At 33.9% G+C, this 21,181-nt stretch carries 11 protein-coding genes; 1 reads left to right on the plus strand and 10 read right to left on the minus strand.

The features are described from left to right. Positions 1–2: 2 nt before the first annotated feature. Positions 3–2,657 (minus strand): hypothetical protein, encoded by a 2,655-nt coding sequence (locus Q4Q34_RS01750; protein ID WP_303317257.1) that lies wholly within the window; start codon positions 2,655–2,657, stop codon positions 3–5. Positions 2,658–3,173: 516 nt separating this feature from the next. Here Q4Q34_RS01750 and Q4Q34_RS01755 point away from each other — a divergent pair. Next, complete coding sequence (locus Q4Q34_RS01755; RefSeq protein WP_303317256.1) at positions 3,174–4,763, plus strand: T9SS type A sorting domain-containing protein; 1,590 nt, start codon at positions 3,174–3,176, stop codon at positions 4,761–4,763. A 203-nt stretch (positions 4,764–4,966) separates the two neighbouring features. On the opposite strand, the gene Q4Q34_RS01760 is transcribed toward Q4Q34_RS01755, so the two are convergent. From Q4Q34_RS01760 to Q4Q34_RS01800, 9 genes are all read right to left on the minus strand, one after another. Further along, on the minus strand, positions 4,967–6,415 hold the full coding sequence (locus Q4Q34_RS01760) for an arylsulfatase (protein WP_303317255.1): 1,449 nt from the start codon (positions 6,413–6,415) through the stop codon (positions 4,967–4,969). A 77-nt stretch (positions 6,416–6,492) separates the two neighbouring features. Beyond that, positions 6,493–9,657, minus strand: a complete 3,165-nt coding sequence (locus Q4Q34_RS01765) for a sialate O-acetylesterase (RefSeq protein WP_303317254.1) — start codon at positions 9,655–9,657, stop codon at positions 6,493–6,495. A gap of 7 nt (positions 9,658–9,664) precedes the next feature. Further along, the gene (locus Q4Q34_RS01770; RefSeq protein ID WP_303317253.1) at positions 9,665–11,476 is read right to left on the minus strand and encodes an alpha-1,3-galactosidase-related protein; all 1,812 of its coding nucleotides are present in this window, start codon (positions 11,474–11,476) and stop codon (positions 9,665–9,667) included. Positions 11,477–11,491: 15 nt separating this feature from the next. Next, the gene (locus Q4Q34_RS01775; RefSeq protein WP_303317252.1) at positions 11,492–12,955 is read right to left on the minus strand and encodes a sulfatase family protein; all 1,464 of its coding nucleotides are present in this window, start codon (positions 12,953–12,955) and stop codon (positions 11,492–11,494) included. Between the two features lie 71 nt (positions 12,956–13,026). Continuing rightward, positions 13,027–14,583: a sulfatase gene (locus tag Q4Q34_RS01780; RefSeq protein ID WP_303317251.1), complete on the minus strand. Its 1,557-nt coding sequence runs from the start codon at positions 14,581–14,583 to the stop codon at positions 13,027–13,029. 47 nt (positions 14,584–14,630) lie between these two features. Continuing rightward, positions 14,631–16,160, minus strand: a complete 1,530-nt coding sequence (locus tag Q4Q34_RS01785) for a sulfatase family protein (protein ID WP_303317250.1) — start codon at positions 16,158–16,160, stop codon at positions 14,631–14,633. A 269-nt stretch (positions 16,161–16,429) separates the two neighbouring features. Continuing rightward, positions 16,430–17,944, minus strand: a complete 1,515-nt coding sequence (locus Q4Q34_RS01790) for a sulfatase family protein (RefSeq protein WP_303317249.1) — start codon at positions 17,942–17,944, stop codon at positions 16,430–16,432. Between the two features lie 67 nt (positions 17,945–18,011). Continuing rightward, positions 18,012–19,436, minus strand: a complete 1,425-nt coding sequence (locus tag Q4Q34_RS01795) for an alpha-galactosidase (protein WP_303317248.1) — start codon at positions 19,434–19,436, stop codon at positions 18,012–18,014. Between the two features lie 7 nt (positions 19,437–19,443). Continuing rightward, positions 19,444–20,985: a sulfatase gene (locus Q4Q34_RS01800; protein WP_303317247.1), complete on the minus strand. Its 1,542-nt coding sequence runs from the start codon at positions 20,983–20,985 to the stop codon at positions 19,444–19,446. Positions 20,986–21,181: the final 196 nt, after the last annotated feature.

Below are 21,181 nucleotides of genomic sequence, written 5' to 3' on the forward strand. Positions count from 1 at the left end.
AATTAATATGTTATGTCTATAAACCTTAGCGAACCAGCAGGAACTTTTATTTTTATATCTTCAGTATTTACACTGAAATTCTTATTGCTAAGTATATCTCTCACTGATTTTGGTTTTATATTTTGAAATGTAATTTTTGCTTCAGTCTTTTTAGGGTTAATATATCCAGGGTCAACCAATATTAGCCTACTATAATTTTTATCTAATTTTATTAAACTCCAAGAAGCTCCTGAAACCAAAACCGGTAATTGTTTCTTTCCTTTTAAGACTTCTTTTTTGATTGTTTTACCAAATTTTGTTGCGGGTATCTTCGCCCCTTCTCTAAATCCAGTCTTACCATTTGACACAAAATATGGAATATTTTTATTTTCTAAGATCGATTTTAATTCAATTGGAGCTATAGGAACCATTCCATGTGGCATTTCTGGCATATAATTTAACCATCTGTATTTAACACCTAAAGCAGCATTGGAAAAATCATGTTCTGGAATATTTGTACCTGCCCAATGCATTTGAGCTAGAGAAAATACTGCATTATCATCATCTTGTCTATATTGTTTTAAATTATGATGATTATCAACTGAATGAATCAGTTTTTCATCCACATCTTTTATTAAATGCCAAGAGCTAATGGATTGAATATTTTCTTTTTCAACTACAGGAAGCACACCTGATTTCATAAGTGCAAATAAGACATTAAGACCCGGAGATTCAACGAATCCGCTTGTTGATACTATTCCATAACGTGCACCATAGGCTGCCATTATTACACCTTGTCTTAAATATGGGGATACTGAATTTTGCCCACCGGGTGATAATGGCCGCCAGCTGGTTGGATTATCATCAATTAAGCGCATAGCAAAGTCGTTTACATACCCTCCTGAATACATACCTATACGCCCTGCTAAATTTAAATCTTGAATTCTATTACTAGTGTCTTCAGAAGCTGGCACTAAAAAATCGTTGTATTTGCCTGAAAAAAACATGTCTTTCCATAATGGTAAATGCGATGTTGCTGCCCAAAACATATTTTTATACCTGAAGTATAATTTTGCTCGATTATGCTTTCGAATCGCTTTTGCTAATCTTGGAAGGTATTCTTTAATAAAATGAATCACTCTTGGGTCTTCTACCTTATCCATTTCTGCATACACGAAGCCATAGCATGTATTTGGCGCAACCTCTAATATTTTTTCTAGGGTTTCAATTTGAATATAAAATGGATCATTACCATGACCAGCCCAAAATGTAAAGGGTTGTTTTCTGGCTTCAAAATCTCTAGCCATTTGGATGATATCTTCACGGGAGTCTTGATACGCTCCTCGCTTGTCTTTTTTTAAGGCTATATTTCCTAAAACAGCTACCAAATGAGAGCGATCGGTACGCTCTTTTGGAGATTTTTGAATTACAAACTTTACATCTGTACCATTTAATGATTTTAGTTTTGGGTCGATTTTTTCCTTTGTTATCATTACCCATTCTTGTTCAGATGGCTCTTGATATTCTGGTAATTCAAAATTTAATATTTGCTGGTATAAAACGTCCAGGTTTTTTTCAACCTCAAGCATTCTACCTTGCTTTTTATGTGTTGTGAGCCACCATTTAGGCTGTTCTAAATCATAAAAGCATATGGTATTTCCACCATCTACAGAACCTGCTGCTACCAACTGATTTGATCTTGGTTCGAATGCAAAATCACTGAAAACATTTTTACCATATTTAGAACCTGATGTTCCTATATGATTGCCCTTGGCATCTAAAACTATTAAAAGACCTCCATGCTGTAGTATAATTTCATTTCTAGTGGCTAAGAAAGCACCTTGAGTATGAGCATATCGTTGTACTTGCTTTTTATTCCCTAAGTACTCAGCCAAAACATCGAAATTACTATTTAGAGCAGTAAATAGAGGTTTGAATTTGTCATCACCAAAAAATAGAATATCTGTCTTAGAATCATTATTTATATCTCTTACTGAAATATCAGTAACCATTGCTCTTCGCAAATTTTTAAGCCTTCTATCTGTATAATTAACACTTTTTATGACTGCTTTTGTTTCTACATCTAAAAACCCCATAAATTCCCAACGAAATTTATCATGTGCATAAGTCATTACAAAAAGGCTTTGTGTATTGGCATCAATAAAATTACCACCTTCAATCTTTCGAACTACACCTTCAATTGGTGTTTTTGAAACTAGCTTTCCATTGGCATCTAATTCATATAATTGATAATCATTACCTCCTGCAAAAATTTGAACTTTACCATCATTCTTTATCACTGCTACTTCAGAAAATCGCACTTTATGTTTTGGTTGAAACTTCCATAATAACTTGCCTATACTATTATAACAAGAAATATATCCGTTAGCATGTGCTGTTATTAATTCATCATTACCATCACCATTAATATCTGAAGCTTCTATTTCAAATAATACCGCTGGTTCATCTGTTTTTTTGTGCCATAATTCCTTGCCTTCAATTGTGTGGCTTGATAAGCTACCATCTAACTCTCCCAAAAACAATATGCTTTCACCATTAACTTCAGCGATAACAGAATGTCTTATTGCATTTCCTTTTGTAGAAAAATTTTGAGCTAAACCTATTTGAACTAAAAAGGAGGTAAGTAATAATATTATAGTTTGTTTTATTTTATTCATAATTATTAGAATTTCGCTTTTTAGACTCTAAAAAAGAAAAAAGGCTTAATCTAAAAAAATAAAGAATTTCGGTTTTTGACCTTTTGGGTCAAAAACCGAAATTCTGTTATTTAGATTCCCGTTTACACGAGAATAACAACTTCAACGGAAACCCCGAGGCAGAACCTCGAGGAATTATTTTCGATTAAATTAAGCCTACACTTTAATTTCTATTATTTCTAGAATTAAAACTTACAAATCATTAAAACTAAATCTTTAATTTTTCTATTCATTTTTAAACAGATTGTAGTATTAATTTAATTTCATCTCTCCAAAATGAGGACAATCTTCCTTAAATCACGAGTCAACTTCAACGATGTTGCGACTTCCGAGCATTAGAACGTTATTCACTGATTATCTGATAGTTAGTTAAAATATTTTTTAGATACATTTTATTTACTCTAGAATACATTTAACAATTTATATATCTCCAATTTTATATAATCAATAAAAATTTAACAATTAAACTAAGAAATTATGAAATTAAAACTATTTATTTTGCTCTTATGCTTAAATGCAACGATAATGTTTGCACAAAACGAAAGCAACTTTTACAATCCAAACAAAAATGGAAATGCAACTGTAACTATTAACAATTTAACAGGTGTTAAAAGTAATGCTGACAGTAATAGGCTTAACAATGCCATAGCATCACTTTCTAATACTGTTTCACCAAATGGTAAAAAGGGAGGTACACTAACCTTATTACCTAATGGAGGGATTAAAACGTTCTATCTAGAAAGAGTTAATATTTTAAGTAATGTTCATCTTAAAATAGACCCTTCGATAACTATTGAATCTGTAACCAATTCTACTATGATTTTTAGGATAGGAGAATCTGCTTTTGCAGAAAATGTAGCACTAACTAATATTGATGAAAATTCTAATGATAGAAGTAAGGCTTTTAAGGTTAGACTTAGAGCCGCAGTAAATACAAAAGAGTTTGTTGTTAAAGTTGGGCATGTTACAAACTTTAAAATATCCGGAATCGATATTACTGACAATTATACTAAAATAGCTGGAATTGGAATGTCCACGCAAGCGCAATCTTCAGATAAGAATAAAATACCAAGAAATGGTGTGGTAAAAAACTTAAGAATTAGAAATGCACATGTAGGCTATGGCTTAATTCAAGCACAAGCTTCTAAAAATGTGTACTTTAGAAACTTAAATGGTAAGGGCGGGATTACGTTACGTTTAGAATCAGGTGACGACCCATTGTTAAAAACGACAGGATCTTCTATAGATCGAGTTTTTGGAAGAAACATTGTTGTAACAAATGGAGATGCTGCTGTAAATTTATCTCCACATAGATCAAATCAGGGTTCTGTTGATGTTAAAGGTATTAAAGCCTTTGGTTCTACTTGGGCAGTACAGTGTTCTGCTGGTTTTATTGGTAGAGAAGGTACATCAAATGGAGCTCAGGATAATAAAGGAACATTCAGTAGCGTAAAATTAAGCATCAGTAAAATTGTTGGGAAAGCAAATACAGCCCAAATTAAATCAAAAGATTTCAAATATTTTAAATGTGATACAGGGCAAAGAGATGGCTATGTTGCTGCTTTCACAGATGAAGTTAAAAGGACGTATTCTAGTGTACGAGGAGAATCTATAGGAGGAGGAAGGACTACTGCTTCAACGGGTTGTACAGGTGGTGCCAATAATGGTTGCTATGCAACTAGCATCACATTCCCTGCTAGTAGTAACATAACAGGAACCTTTCAATGGTCTGGAAGCGGAACTTACGGAAATACTGTACCATCTTGTTCTAGCAGTAGTAAAATTACTTCTTCTAAAGAAACTTCAAATACAGACTTTGACACGGAAACGGAAACTGGCGATAATTTCTCCATATATCCAAATCCTACATCAGGAATTGTAAACATTAATACTGAAAAAGGAAGTGGTATTAATATTTACAATTCTATGGGCTCAATTGTAAAAACTATAAAAAATACTGGTAAATCCAATGCTATAAATGTTAATAACCTTGCTAGGGGCTTATACATTGTAAATACAGTATCGCCAGCTGGAAAAGTAAATACAAGCAAATTAGTTATAAAATAGGTATTATTTATTGTTGGTATGATAAAAAAGAGGGGGGCTAAAAAGTGCCATTCTGAATGAAATGAAGAATCTCAATAAATAATAATTCATTGATTTTTAAATAAATAAGATTTTTCGCTTTGCTCTGAATGACAAAACAAATTACTTTTTAGCCCCCTCTTTTTAATGAGACTTTTAAACGATATATAGATTTAAAATAATTTTTAATGCTTTGCATCTTCAAAGTAAGCCTCTAATTTTTCTATAATTTCTGGGTGTTGAGATGCTAAGTTTGTTGATTCTGCTTTATCGTTCTCTAAATCGTAAAGCTCATAAAACCATTCATCAGATTTAATAGATGTTATTTTAAAAAGTTTCCATTTGCCACTCCGAACGACTTCATATTTAGGTTTCTTGCTATACTGCCATTCCCAATATAAATAATCATGTTTTTCCTGTTTTTTTGTGTCTCCCAAAATTGTGGGAAGCAAGCTTAAGCCATCTATGTCCTTTGGAGTTTTTACACCTGCTAAATCACAAATTGTAGGTAATACATCCCAAAAGGCACTGGGGTGATTTGATACAGAACCTGATTTTACTTTACCTTTCCAATGCACTATAAAAGGAATTCGTATGCCTCCTTCATATAAATCTCTTTTATGCCCTCTTAATCCTCCTGAGCTATCAAAAAATGACATATCCTGACCGCCTTCCCCAGATGGTCCATTATCACTTGCAAACATGATTATTGTATTTTCTTCGAGATTCAATTCTTTTAATACCTCCAAAATACGCCCAATATTACTATCCATTTTGGTTATCATCGCTGCATAGGTTAGATTGGGTTCTTTTTGAGCACAATATCCATCAACATATTGACTTCCGTAGCCTTCTCCCTTTTTAGCTCCCCCTCCTACTTCTTTTGGGGTTTCTGGCCAATTAAACCCTCTATACATTTTTTTTGCTTCTTCTTGTATAGTCAATTCTGCATGAGGAATGGCAAAAGGTAAATACAGAAAAAAGGGATGCTCTTTATTTTCTCTTATAAATTGAAGTGCTTCTTTTGCAAACTCATCATGGCTGTATGTCCCTTTACCTTCTATATAATGTCCTTTTTCATCGCGTATCCCAATATTTTCCGTATATTTTACCTTGGTATGATTACGCCACAAATACTCTGGGTAATAGAAATGCGCAAACCCTTGATTATCAAAACCAAAATAATGATCAAAACCTTGTTGGTTAGGACTATTCTCTGAAGTTGCTCCTTTGGATAAGCCCCATTTTCCGATAATTCCAGTTTTATACCCTCTGGGTTTTAATAGCTCGGCAATGGTCACATCATCGGGGTCAAGCAATTGCCCGTTTCGTGTTACAGAAGCATTTCCCATATGTTTGCCCGTCATTAAAGCACATCTGGATGGAGAACAAACCGTTTGCCCTGAATAATGGTCAGTAAATCTTAACCCTCCTTTCGCCAATTCATCTATTATGGGTGTTTTAATTTTTGTTTGTCCATAAATGCCAACATCTCCGTATCCTAAATCGTCTGCTAAGATGTAAATAATATTCGGCTTTTTATTTTTATGAAGTGAATCTGCCTTCGGTGTATTTTTATGCTTTGAGCAGCTCAAAATTGTAATAAACACAAATAAAACATAGGTCTTTGGCATCTTTAATTCTGTTTGTTTTGTTAGACCAAAATATGACACTTAGCATGACACTTAGTTTAATTTGGAATTGTTAAATTTTAATTTTTTGAGATAACTTCTACAAAAAAAACATCATTTGGCTTCAAGGTGGGTTTATTATTAACCGGAATACCTTTTATTAAATCTTTACAGATAATCTCATCACTTCCATTTAAAGAAATGGATAAAGTAGCATCTGATTTTCCGACATTGACAACAGATAATACGTTATTTCCAAATTTATTCTTCACTACTTTCCAAATACAACCTTTTGGTCCTATTTTGTTTTCTTCAGAAACTGAAACCTCTGGTAAGAGTTTATTACTTTTTAAAATAGAAAGCGCTTTTTCTTTAACTTCTAAAACTGAATCTAAATTAATTAAAGTGCCTTTTCCCTTTGATAATTTTTGAATGGCCTGTCCATATTCATTTTTCAATATACTTTCATCATCTATGATAATAGTACCCCCTTTATTTAAATAAGATTGGAGTGCATTCAATTCATCTATAGTTACATAAGGTGTTTTATGAATTAATATAACATCCCATGCTTCATTATTTTGTTTATTGATAATATCTTTGGTTACAAAACCTAAGGATGTCCCTTCAAAGTGTAATGCTTCGTATAGTTCAAACAGATCATCCATGTATGCCTTCTTATTTATGGCTGATGTTTTAGAATAAAATATACGTAACGGTTTTCTTTGACGCTGCATGGCCATAATTTCTTCAGAATATGAATTCAAATCAATTAGGGTGGTTGCAACTTCATTAGTCACTCTTGGTTGTTGGTTATTTGACCCCGCATATCCTTTATCATTTATAGCCTTTTTGGAAATAGAACCATCAGCTTCTCTTGGCCAATACCAAATTTGACTTGCTGTCATGCCATAACTATGCGCCAGCCAAAATGAAGCTCTAGCAAACTTAGGGTCTAGATATAAATTTCTTGATCTAACCGTTGATAGATAGTGTAACTCCGAATTAAAATTGATTTTATTTGGGCTTACCGATTTCATAAAATCGTAACCCATACATAATTCTCGCCACTCAAAAGCGTAATGTGCTTCCCATTCATGTGGTTTTCCCCATATTCTTGTGTGGTCTGCTCCAGAATCGTTACCAACAATACCACTTAAATCTGTTAAAGCTTCTAAATCTATTCCGTGAACTCTTTTATTCTCTGTCCAAAGACTTGGCATAATTTTTAAATGCACTTTAGCTTCGGGGTCATGTTTAGTAATTTCAGATTTTAAGAACGTGTACCAATCTGTAACTCGATCCATATTAAATGAAGCCCAGTCGTACCATATTGGTGTCCCCTTGTATGTAGTACTTAACGGGATATCTATAAACACATCGTTAAAACTTGAATAGTTTGTTTTCCAAACATCATTTAATGCATTTATATCTTTATGTTTATTTTCTAACCATGATTTAAATTTCTGAATTGTAAACTGAGAAACACCTCCTGATGCCCAAGGTAATTTTTCTTTATTTGGAAATTTATATGTGTAAAAGTGTGGCTCGTTACATAACATATACCCCAATTTGGTATACCTTTTTCCAGCCATTTCTGGAACAATATAACTTAATAGTTTTTTTTGAAGTTCCTTTGCACCAGGATTGTCAATATCATAGGCTGTATATGTATCTTCACGCATACTAAAATTTGGTCCATAGCTATCTTTTGCCCATTTCGGAATGTTCTTATGATTCATAAAAATAAAACCTAGAGAGCCATCAGGTTTTGTTTCCAAATTATCACGAATTCGTTTGCTTATAGCTCCATCTTCACTTACGACCTGTGTTGGGGTTATAAAAAATCCATCTAAATCACCATGGTATTCTGTTAGTTCTTTCGTATTAGGTTTCCAAGTATAATCTGTTATAAAAATCGGACGATTATTAAAGGTTAGCTGGTCTTTATCTAGAGTAATTTTTGTCCAATCTACTTTTGGACTTGGTTTTCTAAATTCTTTTTTTTCAATTAATAAATTTAGAGTTTTGGTTGCATCATCTAACATTAGAATAACATCTTCTCTTTCAAAATTTGGAAGATTATTAGCCATTTTAACAGCATCTTTTTTGAATGACTGCACTTTTTTAAACAACTTCAAATTTGCCTCAATATTTTTTTCATCCCAATCAGCAAATTTTAAAAAGATCTCAGCAGTTCTAACCGTGGTTTTTTCCTTTAAAACGTCAATATTCTTTTTTTCTGCCTTTTTAATAAGGTTTTTTAAGGTTTTAATCTTCTCTTTTGCTTGACTTTTTAAGGATGTTTTTTTTGTTGGTCTTACAAATGATGTATTTTGCTTTTTTGTATTGTTAAGAAGTCCTTTTCCAAAAGCAATACCCAAACGTTTTTGTCCTTCTGCATTATAATGAACATTATCAGGATGCTTTGGAAAATCCTCCCATGATTTGTCTGTAGAGGTTTTTATAAGTATAGATTTTGAATCCTCTTGTGCAAACTGTACCATATTATCCCGTACCATTTTTGCACCACCTTTAACACCATATCTAGAATTTATTTGCCCAAAAACGAATGGCATTTCTGGAACATTAAATTCAGATCTGTAAGCAGTAACCAAATTTTTTAAATTCTGCTTGTAACCTTTCGCAGCAACTTCTAAGGTGGCATCATTTTCACCTTGCATCCATGCTAAACCAATGATTTTATATGTTTTGTTTTGGCTTTTTAATGCTTCTAAGTTTGTCTTTATATCAGAAATATGGAGTTCATATAATTTTAAGCTTTGCTTAAACTTCGCTTTTTCAACAGCTTTTGCTTTTGCTTGCGACCAATTTGGATTCCATGCACCATAAAGCGCTGTACCACCTTGTGAGCGTTTTATAAGTAAAAACTCTTGATTTGGATTAGACTCTGCTAATGTTAGCCCCAATAATAGCTCTGGACCAAAACGTTTTGTGAAATTGTATTTCTCACTAGGCTTATTATTGTAATAAGATAAAGGGTTTGCAGGTTTTCCATTAAAGCTTAGAAGCACTCTATGGGATATTTTTTCAATTCGTTGTTTAACGTCTTCACTTAATTCATCATAGTTCCCTGCTCCTGCCATATTAGACTGACCTGCTAAAAGCACAACTTGGACAGGTTCAACCTGAGGTTCTAAAATTGTTGTTGCTTGAAGCTTATAAGAGCTATTGAGCAACACTAAAGTCGTTAATAATATAAAAATACACCCTTTTTTCAACATAAATCCACTATTTAAACTTAATTCCCTTATTCCGTTTGATTTTTAAGCTTTTTTTAGATGACTCATCTGCTTTAACAAATTTCTTTATATCACCTTTATAAACATTGTTTTCAATAACTACATCTTTACAGTTTTTAAAATCAAACATATGTGCATTTGGAAACTTTGATTTAAAAGCATCAACTTGTTTTATTGTATTACCTTTAAAAACGAGGCCTTCTAATCGGTCTGCCCAAACAATCCGATTTTGAAACGTTTCGATAATGTTGTCTTCAAAAATAATATTGCGGTCGTAAATTTCTGTTTTATCAAAACCTTTTCCCAATCTAGGAGACACCCATAAAACAGCATGTTCTGCACCACCATGTGCACAATTAATAAAATGATTATTTCGAATTATAACCTCATTTACAGCTCCAGATTCATACCAAAAAAATGTTTCCCCTCTCAAACCTATGGATGACATTTCGGAAGATAAGATATTATTTTCTATTACAATTTTCTTAGGTGTTTTTATCATTAAATTTCGCGCTCGATGCTTGGTAATACGGCAATTACGAATAGTATATGTAGGATTCCATGTTTTATTTTCTAAAATATCATCTTTTGATAGGGTCTTAGGTAATTTGTTTTTAAATGTTAATTCGGTATACTTTTCGTTGATAAACTTAGCTTTTACAACTTCATTGACTTCTCCTCGTTCTGGACTTGGTTTTTGAATAAACCAGACCTCATCACCAACATCTGCAAACTTAAACCCTAGCTGTTCGAAATGCTGAAGCTTAATTCTAACTGTATATTCGTCCAAAATAGCGTCTACTGTCACATAGGTACCATGAACATTAGTACCATCGTCTAGCATACCCTCAAATCGGCAATTTTCCACCAGAATATCGCCTTTACAATTGGCAAAATGTGTAGCATCTGCCGTACTTGAAATATATCTATTTGAACCTTCTCTAGTATAGGTACCCGAGTTTAAAATCTTTATATCCTCTGTACGTTCAAATAAAAAAGCCATACCTAAGGCATGATGCACAATTATGTTATCGTAAGTTACATTTTTGCTTTCTTGAGTTTGAAATGCAGGTGCGTATCTATTAAATTCATTCCCGCCTTTTGCTGCTATTACAGATCCTTTTGGTGGATAATGACGCATAGACTGATGGATTCTATAAATTCCATTTTCAAGTTTTTCAACTTTTTTCGGCGTTAAGTGCTGCCCGTATGCTCCATAGAATGTCGATTTGGTTTTAGGGTCGAAACAATGTGCATGACCAAGTTCACGAAACGAGAACCCATCAATGTTGGGAAAGGATATTTCGTTATCCTTAAAAGACCACGAATGTCCATCGATTATAGGTTTAACATCAAACCATTTTTCTTCTTTATTAACACTTAAAACTTCGGCTTCAAAAGTGAAGGGAATATCCCAATCTATAACCACATTTTTCACATCAATTTTATTGCAATTTTCAAATTGAAATGGTGCCATACGGCCATGAAAAATAAACTCTGATCCATTACCTTCAACTTCTACGGAATTAAAGTTTTCAAATCTGAATCCTACATATTTATAGCCATTACCATGATTGGTAATAAATGAGAATTTGCTAAATGCATATTCAGGTAGAAATTTATATATCCCTTTTTCAAAAACAAGTTTGATATCCTTATCCTTTGCATTTTGTATGGCTTCTCTAACTCTAGTAGTAATATCGTCTTTACTGTGCTTTATATGTATAATCTCAGTAGCATTTACTTCTACGACTGTACAAAATAGGGTTAAGAAAAAGAGAATTAAAAGTTTACTATTCATTTTACAAGTTTTTAATTATAAATTAACTCCTGATCCTTGTAAGGACGCATCGTGCTCCCACATAATCATCCAAGGATCTGAGGTTCTTTTTTGAAATGTTTTTAATTTGGCCTTCATTGACTCTAGTAGCTCAGCATAATTTTCATCTTCAGCTAAATTATTGGTTTCCCATGGATCATTTTCTAAATTGAACAGTTCAAACTCAGGTCTAAATAGGTAATCTTTAACCTTACGGGGGCCAAATTTTTCTATATCATTTCTATAAATAGACTGCCAGGTTGAAGCTGCCCATAAATCTGAGGCAAACGGGTATTCCAAACGCCATGCTACGTTCCAAATTAGTTTATAGTTTTTATCAATAGCCACACGCATGGGGTAATACATGGTAATTTCATGAAACGTATGCGATGCATAAATATTATCCCATCCTTTAGGGTTTTCATTTTCTAATATATTTCTAAATGATTTCCCATGAAATTCCTTGACTTCATAGTTTATTTTCGCAAAGTCTAAAATGGTTGGCGTCAAATCTACCCATGAAATTTTTGCAGAATTAGTAATTCCCTTTTTATTGGAAGCTGGATTTTTAATAATGCAAGGTAATTTTATTCCTGGTTCGTAAACAGTTGTTTTTGCTCCAGGAAAAGCCATACCGTTGTCTGAAATATAAATGACAACAGTCGTTTCTAATTTACCAGCATCTTTTAAATGTGCCATAAGCCTACCAAATCCTTGGTCAATTCTTGAAATACTTTGATAGTATTGTGCAATCTCTTCTCGAGATTGCTTCGTATCAGGCAAAAATTCAGGAACCAAAACTTCGTCTGGACTGTAAGTTACCTGCTTTACGCCTTGATATCCTTCTTTTTTATTTCCAAAGCTATTAGGTATATCCCACTCCTCTGGTGTGAATGGATGTCCTCTATGTGGGTCATCGGTACAAAAATATAAGAAGAATGGCTTTTCTGAATTTAGAACACCTTTTGATGCATCGGCCATTTCAACCGTATTTCTAGGGTCAGCCTCTAGTACTTCATCAAACTGATAAACGGTTTCTGGTGCTACATGATATTTACCAATTCTCGCTGTAATATACCCTGCCTGGGTTAACCTATTGGACAAAGATTTTATATTATCATATGTACTAAAATGGTGGTAATCGTGTACATGACCGTATGAGCCTGTTGCATGACCATATAAACCGGAAAGAATTACAGACCTACTAGCTGCGCAGCTAGCACTGGTGCAATAAGCATTTGTAAATTTAACGCCTTCAGATGCCAATTTATCTAAATTTGGTGTTTTAATAATTGGGTTACCATAACAACCCAAAGCATCTAAACCATGATCATCTGAAACAAATAAAATTATGTTTGGCCTCGAAATTTTGGATGCTTCTGGTTTAGCTTCTTTTGAGTTCGAACAAGCAAACATAACAAATAATAACAATAAATACGCGACCCTTAATAACTTATTCATAATGATTTTAAAATTTTCTTAAAGATATAATTAATGACTAAAACTTGCAGTTATATTATTTTGATATTATGTCACTCCAATTTATTAAAATCTCTTGTTTTTTTAATTGTCGTATCCTGATCTGCATCAACATAATTTGAAGGTTTTTTATAACGCTCTTTTTTTGGAGCTACTCTTTTCTTAGGAATCCACTTTTTTAATTTCTTTATTTCTTGCCTGTATTCTGATTCATGTATTAAATTATTCCATTCCATTGAGTCATTAGTTACATCATAAAACTCTTCTGCACCAGAAACATAATTAATATAGTGCCATTTCTCTGTTAATACCGAAGTTCCTTCATTTGAAACTGTAATACCGGGACGCTCCCAATCTGAATCCACATTCTTTAATAAGGCTGAAAAGTCATGTCCTTCAATATTTGCTTTTTTAGGTAAATTACAGAGATTAACTAAGGTTGGATACAAATCCAATAAACTCACTGTTTTTTCACAATACACTGCTTGATCCATTTCCGGTAGCTTTACAAATAAAGGGGTTTTAACAACTTCTAACCAAAGTGTACTTTTTAAGTAACGTAATTTTTCACCCAAATGCCAACCATGATCTCCCCAAAGAACCACAATGGTATCATCAGCATGGCCGCTCTTTTCTAAAGCATCCATTACAATACCTAAACAGGCATCTACATAACTTATATTTGCTAAATAAGCTCTTGTTGCCTCTTTACCTAGATTGTGTTTTCTAATCCAATTGTATTCTCCTGTTGGTTTAAAAAGAGGTTTTCCATTAGGTTTTACAATATCCTCTAAATCATCTTCTTTTGTAATAATATCCTCGATAGCATCCACATCATACATATCAAAATATTCCTGAGGTACAAACCAAGGCAAGTGTGGTTTTATAAAACCAACTGCCATAAAAAAGGGTTTGTCAAAATCTTTACTTAACTGTGTCCTAGCCCAGTCTGCAACTTTATAATCTACTGTTTCCTCAAATGCATCTTTTGTTGGCCCCCAACTTAACTTGGATTTTTTGTCTATAAACCCTGGGTTATGCTCACCATGTATCACACCTGCTTTGGAAGCGGTATAAAACTTCTTCTTAGCAGCGTCTTTATTATACCTTCTTGCCCGGGCAAATTCATCAAATGCCCATGCACCAAAATCCACACCATTTGCAGTGGCATGTTTGTGAAAAATTTTACCATTCGCCATGGTATGGTAACCATTTTTTGAAAAGTATTCGGGTAACGTGGCATTGGCTTTAACAACATCAGAATATATCAGGTTTTGTCCATTATTGTAAATACCCGAAGTGCTTGGATAAAAGCCGGATAAAATAGCGGATCGTGACGGCCCACATACAGGAGCTGCACACACATTGTTTTTGAATATAACCGCACCGTTATCTACAAACCTATCCATATTAGGTGTAATAGCTTGCTTGTTACCACCTAATGGTGCTACCCAATCGTTAATATCGTCTATGGCAATAAAAAGAACATTAGGCTTCTCCTGCTGTGCAAAAAATGATACACTAAAAAGTAAAGCGAAATATGTTAGATTTATTTTAAACCTATATTTTATTTGGTTTATTCGAAGCGGACTAATTATTCTGTATTTCATTTTGAATAAAACATTTTTAATTATGTATTTAAAAATGAAAGCTCTTCTTATTTAGCTATTTGTTCTTTAAACTGGTCGTATTCAGAGTTTATCTTCGCATTTTTAAAGCGAGGGCGGTTTTTCCATAAATCATAGGTGGCTTTGAGTTGTATTGCTGCCTCTGGATACTGCCCTTTATCATCTGTTTCCTTAATCCAGTTTTCCAGTACTTCACGATGTTCTTTAAGGATTTTATCATATTCAGAATTAACTGCAAGGTTATTCATTTGGTGCGGATCTGCTTTTAAATCGTATAACTCTTCAACAGGACGTACTCCAAACCAGTGTTCTGCTTGATACTCCGTTAATTCCCCCTCTTTGAATGCCTTTTTTAAATTTTTGACAATGGGCTTGTTGTCTCTATAACCTGCTTGCATCATTGGCCTGCCTGGGAAATAGTTTCTTATATATCTATAATCCTTCGATACTACTGTTCTAATTCTATCAATAGTATAATCACATCTATCTCTTGCTCCAATGGCATAATCAACTTCTTCATAATTATCTCCAAATACATTTTGACCATCTAAATATTCAGGTAATTCTACCCCTCCCATAGCTAGTGTCGTTGCAGAAACATCCAGCAAAGTCACTAAATCGTTTCTAACTTTACCAGCTTCTAAAGCAGGATGATTCCCTTTTACCATAAGCGGTATCAACATACCTCCTTCATAACAAAATTGTTTGTGGCGTAATGATGTATTACTTCCATGATCTGAAAAGAAGAATATTATGGTGTTGTCTAATTCTCCGTCTGCTTCCAATTGTTTTAGAATTTTCTCTACGGTAACATCAGAACCTCTATTGGCATTATAGTGTTGTGTCCATGCTTCTCGTTGTGACGGAATATCTGGGAAATACGGTGGTAATGGTACATCATTAGTTCCTAATTGCTCTCCCTCTCTTACATATTTATAATCCTTTTTCCCTCCCATTATTTGTACTTGTCCAAACCAAGGTTGGTTTTTATCTGGTCTTGCATTCCATACATAATCCTTTACTGTCATATAATCAATAGCCCTATTTCCTTGCCAACCATTCATTCCTGTTTTATAATTTTCTTCGGTTCCAACATCATACAATGCACGTCTATCGTAATGAAAATTATAGTCATCTTTACCACTATTGAATGTAAAATACCCTGCTTTTTTCATTAACTCAGGAATCGTTTTCATGTCTTTAGGCAATTGAATTCTTAAATCATTAGGGACCACACTACCATCTGTAAATCTGCTAGATCTATGATTATGAGTACCCGTAGTAGTCTGGTAGACACCGGTTATTAGGGCAGAACGTGCAGCAGAACAAACCGGAGCACTTGCATATGCACGCTTAAATAGCACGCCTTCACTTGCCAACTTATCAATTACGGGGGTATGTCCTGTATTTATTGAATCTCCATAGCATCCCATAAAAGGGGATAGATCTTCTGCAATAATCCAGAGGATATTTGGCTTCTTGACTTCTTGAACTTTATTTGAACAAGAGAATAAGATGCAGCCAAATACAAGAAATAATGTTGTTTTTAATTTATTCATTTTTTAAATTATAATGTATATTGATTATATCAACTAAAGGTGTTTATTCTGGCAAATTTATATGTTATTACTAAGAACTCATTTAGACTTTTTCAATTTGCTAAAAAATTGCTGTTTTCAGCTCTGTTTTTGTCTTTTTTTCCTTCCGTAGCTCTGCTATACAACTCAAAAAAGTCTTCAACACAGCCAAAAACTTCTAATTTTCGCTTAAATCCAAAAAGTCTAAATGAGTTCTAATAAAATAATTGTAGATATTAGTTCTTTCATCTTTATTTTACAATGTAAGGCTTCTTGTTTTTTAATCCAGGTTCATCATATCTTTCTAACTGTTTAAACAATTCGGTTTGCATTGATCTGGCTATTTCTCCATAAGCTGGGTCTTTATAGAAATTTATCAGCTCATTTGGATCCTCTTTCAAGTCAAATAAATAAGGGGGTTCATTTTTATCGATAACCAATTTATACCTGTCGTTTACAGCAGTAACCCACCAACCTCCAGATTTGGCATAATAAGTAATTCTATCACTATTTACTACCTTCTTGTCATTTAGAAAGTCCTTAGATGTATCTAAACCATGAAACTCGGCATCTGTTTCCACTCCCATTATGCTTAATATAGTTGGTGTAAAGTCTACATTAGTGTAAGCTGTATTAATGACTTTTCCAGAAGGAATCCTATCTGGATATCTAATTACAAAAGGAATTCTTGCTGATGCTTCATAAGGCACTCCTTTGTTTCTGCGGTTATGTTCAAAAAACATATCTCCATGGTCTGAAGTAAACACTACAATTGTATTTTCGGCCAAACGATTATCTTCTAAAAATTTAAGGATACGTCCTACGCTATCGTCTATATGACTAACCATACCAAAATATTGCTTTAAGGCTTCTTTTTCTCTTGTAAATGCCTTTTTCCCAATCGCCTCATTATTGTCTGGTTTATCGCCACCACCTGCCCAAGAAGGCTTTATAGCCACGTATTCCGGTGCCATGGTTTTAGGCGCTTTAATATTCAAATCCTTGTACATGGTATTGTATGGCGGCTTTGCATAATCTGGAGTATGTGGGTCTGGAATGGACAACATAATTGCAAATGGCTTGTCTTTATCACGCTCAATAATTTCCAGTGTTTTATCTGTAAAATAATCGGTTAAATGGATAATTTCATCTTTAGGTAATCTTGCTGCCGCCCTATCACCTATTCCCTTAATCTTTCCATCTTTTATATGAAAATATGGTGCATGCCCACCACGCATCATGAAGCGGTTATCTTCAAATCCCGCTTTATATTTTACTCCAAAAGTATATTTTTCTTCTCCGGCTAAATGCCATTTGCCCACATAAGATGTGGAGTAGCCATTATCTCTTAAAATGGTAGCAAATGTAGGAACGTCCTCACTAATGTGAAGCCCGTTTTTTGGAGCGCCGGTTGCCTGTGGATACAACCCTGTTATCAGCGAAGCTCTAGAAGGTGTACATACAGGTGAAGCACAATAATAGCTTGTACTTATTGCCCCTCCATTTGCTAGCTTATCAATATTTGGCGTTTTAGAATTATTACCTTTTCCCCACACAAAAGCTTGTTCTTCCGATAAAATGTTTTGATAACAACTTAAGGTTCTAAAGTTATGTTCGTCTGTATGAATAACAATTAAATTGGGTTTATTCTGTGAGGTAGCGCTTAGCTTTTGTTTTTCTTTTGGCGTAGAGGCAGACTTTGTTTTACAACCCAAAATCAGAGCGACACAAATAAAGATGCTTGCTAATAAAGTTTTCGTATTCATAATTATTTTTAAGTGTTATTTTTTAATTGAATATATGACCAAAAAACACATATTAAGTTTAAATAGTTTAGAAAAAATCTGAAATTATATGTTTAGGACCTTTTTCATACGCCCATAAATACTCTCCTGTTTTATCTACACATTTTTGTCCGTAGTGGTGTGGCAAGACCGAAACCAAGGGATATCCTGTTTTTGTTTTATACATGGCTAAATGCTTTAAAAATTTCTCTTCAGTTATAGCCTTTGTATCATTACCGCCTATATGATCTAAATTTATTCCTCTTCCAGGAGAAGAATTATGTGTAACTTTATAATGGGTTTTAACCCTTGCTGGCCAATCGTATTTATCATTCAGCCAAACATCATTTGTTCTTGTAACATCCGTATATTTCGTAAAAAAGATATCGGGTACATGAAACTCCATTTCGATATGTTTATCAATTGCTTTTGCAGCCCGATATAATTCTTTATGAATGTGAAGCATATCAGACTTTGTATTATAAGACATGTCAATTTTAAACTTCATAACACCCATGTCGTAGAACCTGGATATCACTTCGGAAGCATATTCAAAAATATCTGCCTTTGGATTCAACCATTGTATATCATCTTTCCTTGAAGCATTTGTACCTTGTTTAAAAGCTCCTAATAACTCTGGATATTTTTCAGCTTTTATACTATCCTTATGAATTTTAGGAAAGCCTATCCACAATCCCGGTGTAAAACCTTTGTTTACTATCATTTCCATAGTCTTCCTAAAATCCGGAAATTTTTTAGGGTCTGGAAACCAAGAACCAAAACCTGAATTGATGGTACCAGCAGGGAACATGCCCCAGCCATGATCTAGCGTCATTTTCCCTTTAGGATAGCCGTATGCTATGATTTTATCTAAATAATCTTCTACAAATTTATGGTTTAACAAGTGGAAATGTTCATGACGCTTAGTGGCCATATATTTTTGTTCAGACCATGTGCAATATTCCACATCGGCCCAAAAACTGGGATGTTGTATAATCGGTTCAAAATTCAAACGTTGCATCATCATCCTGTTATAGGCCTTCCAAGCTTCATCACCTGCTCCAGTTTCATCAATAAAAAGTTCTTGTCCTTCAGGTACACCTACTGTTAAGGTCTCTTTTCCATCAAAACTAAACACAGCATTTTCGAACCCCCTGGTTGTTGTAAATCCAATAAACTTACCTTCAGCATCTATTATGATTGGAGACCCAGACATACCCGATGCTTCTATTGTAAACGGATTATGAGTAAATGCTTCAGATTGATAATAATATGCATCGCCTCCCTTTTGAGTGGGTAACCCTATACTATTATATGGGCAAAATAATGGCGTTTTCACCTTGAAAGCCACTTGTTCTCCAGCATTAGTGAGTATATTTTGACTTTTAGATGAAGTCATTTGGGCACTAAGAGGGAAACTAGCCATTGCTAACCCTCCTAACCCTACGGTTTTAAAAAATTCGTTTCTTTTCATTCACTTCTTAAATTTCAAGTACTGAATTTGGTGGTAATGGTACATTATTCTCTTTTCGCCATTTTACTAATTCTAATCGCATTTTTTCAGCAATTCCTGATTTTTCCTCTATCAAATTATTACTTTCGGCTGGGTCATTCTTTAGGTCATATAATTCTATTTTGCCACTGGCCAAAAACTGAATAAGCTTGTAATTGCCTTTGCGAATAACAGAACAAGTTCCATGTTTCCATTGGCTTGCCAAATGCCAAAATAAAGGCCTATTGGTAAATAATTCTGTATCGTTTTGAAATAGTTCTGAAACCGAATTCCCATCCAAAATACCATTATAATCTATATCCGCCAAATCCATAAAAGTCGGAAATATATCTAAACAGGTTACCGCAGATTCAGAACGCCTTGGTTTCACTTTTTCTGGCCAATTAATCAGCATTGGTACTTTTATTCCTCCTTCATAAATATGCCCTTTTGCGCCCCTTAATTGTTTGTTGGCACTAGCAATGCTATGGTAGCCATTATCTGAAGTGAGGATGATTATGGTATTTTCTCGAAGTCCACTTTTATCTAAATAATCTAAAATACGCTGAATATTATCATCAACAGATTCTACCATTGTAGCATATTTCGCCGTAAGTTCCTTTGATTTTGCATTTTTCACTATTCCTTGGCCCAGTATTGAATCCGCAGGTTTATTCATGTATTTTTGAAACCCTTCCTCACTTCTTGCTCGAATAGGCCGATGTACCGCATAATAATTCAAGTTGATTAAAAACGGTTCTTTTTTATGGGTATCCATAAATTCTATGGCTTCATCAGTTAATCTATCGGTTAACCAATCATCAGTGGGTTTATGCTCAATAAAGGGGTTACTGAATGGTGCCCAATAGCCCCCTGCCACACTTTTATACCCGCCTTCTTCAAGGGCAGGATCACCTCTAAATGTACCACCAACATTTTTTATAAACCCTCTGCCTTCGGGATAGTACTGCATTACTTCCGACTCTTTATGTGTTTCCACCCATGTAAAATCACCCGGATTTGGTTGGGTCAACTTTTGTTGGATTGGAAACTGCATTTTTAGTTCTTCTTTAGGATAGGGCCCGACTATGTGATATTTTCCTATGTGAATGGATTTATAACCTGCATTAGCTAAAGGTTCAGTGTAAATGGGATGCTCTTTGCCTACTGTCCAACGAGAGAAAATATTCTCTTCCGCAGTACCTTTTTCCAAAACAGGAACTGTATAAACTCCTGTTCTAAACGATTGTTTTCCAGTAAAAATAGCTGTTCTTGATGGTGAGCAAGTTGGATACATATAGGCATTATCCAAAACCAAGCTCTCTTTTGCCAAGGCATCTAAATTTGGTGTTTCATAGTAGGTCGAACCATTAAAACCAACATCAGCATAACCTAAATCGTCCACCAAAACGAAGATGATATTTGGTAAAGAAGTGCTATTTACATTTCCTTTTTTAACTGCTTTGGAATTATTACACCCTAAACATAAAACAAGTAATACTATGAAAGGGGTTGTTTTTAAACTTATCATTCTTAAAGTAATTTTATTGAATCATTAAATTGGGTTTAAACATGAAATTTGTTTAAAGACATAAAGCGAAGCTTACGAGGAGAAACCTCATCCTTCTAAGATTTCTCGTCATTCATACTTCGCTCTGTCAACATGACAAATAGCTAAAAATCAAATATTTTTTTAATACATATTGCTTACTGAATTTTATACCGAA

This window comes from Flavivirga abyssicola (genome assembly GCF_030540775.2).
GTDB classification, from domain to species: domain Bacteria; phylum Bacteroidota; class Bacteroidia; order Flavobacteriales; family Flavobacteriaceae; genus Flavivirga; species Flavivirga abyssicola.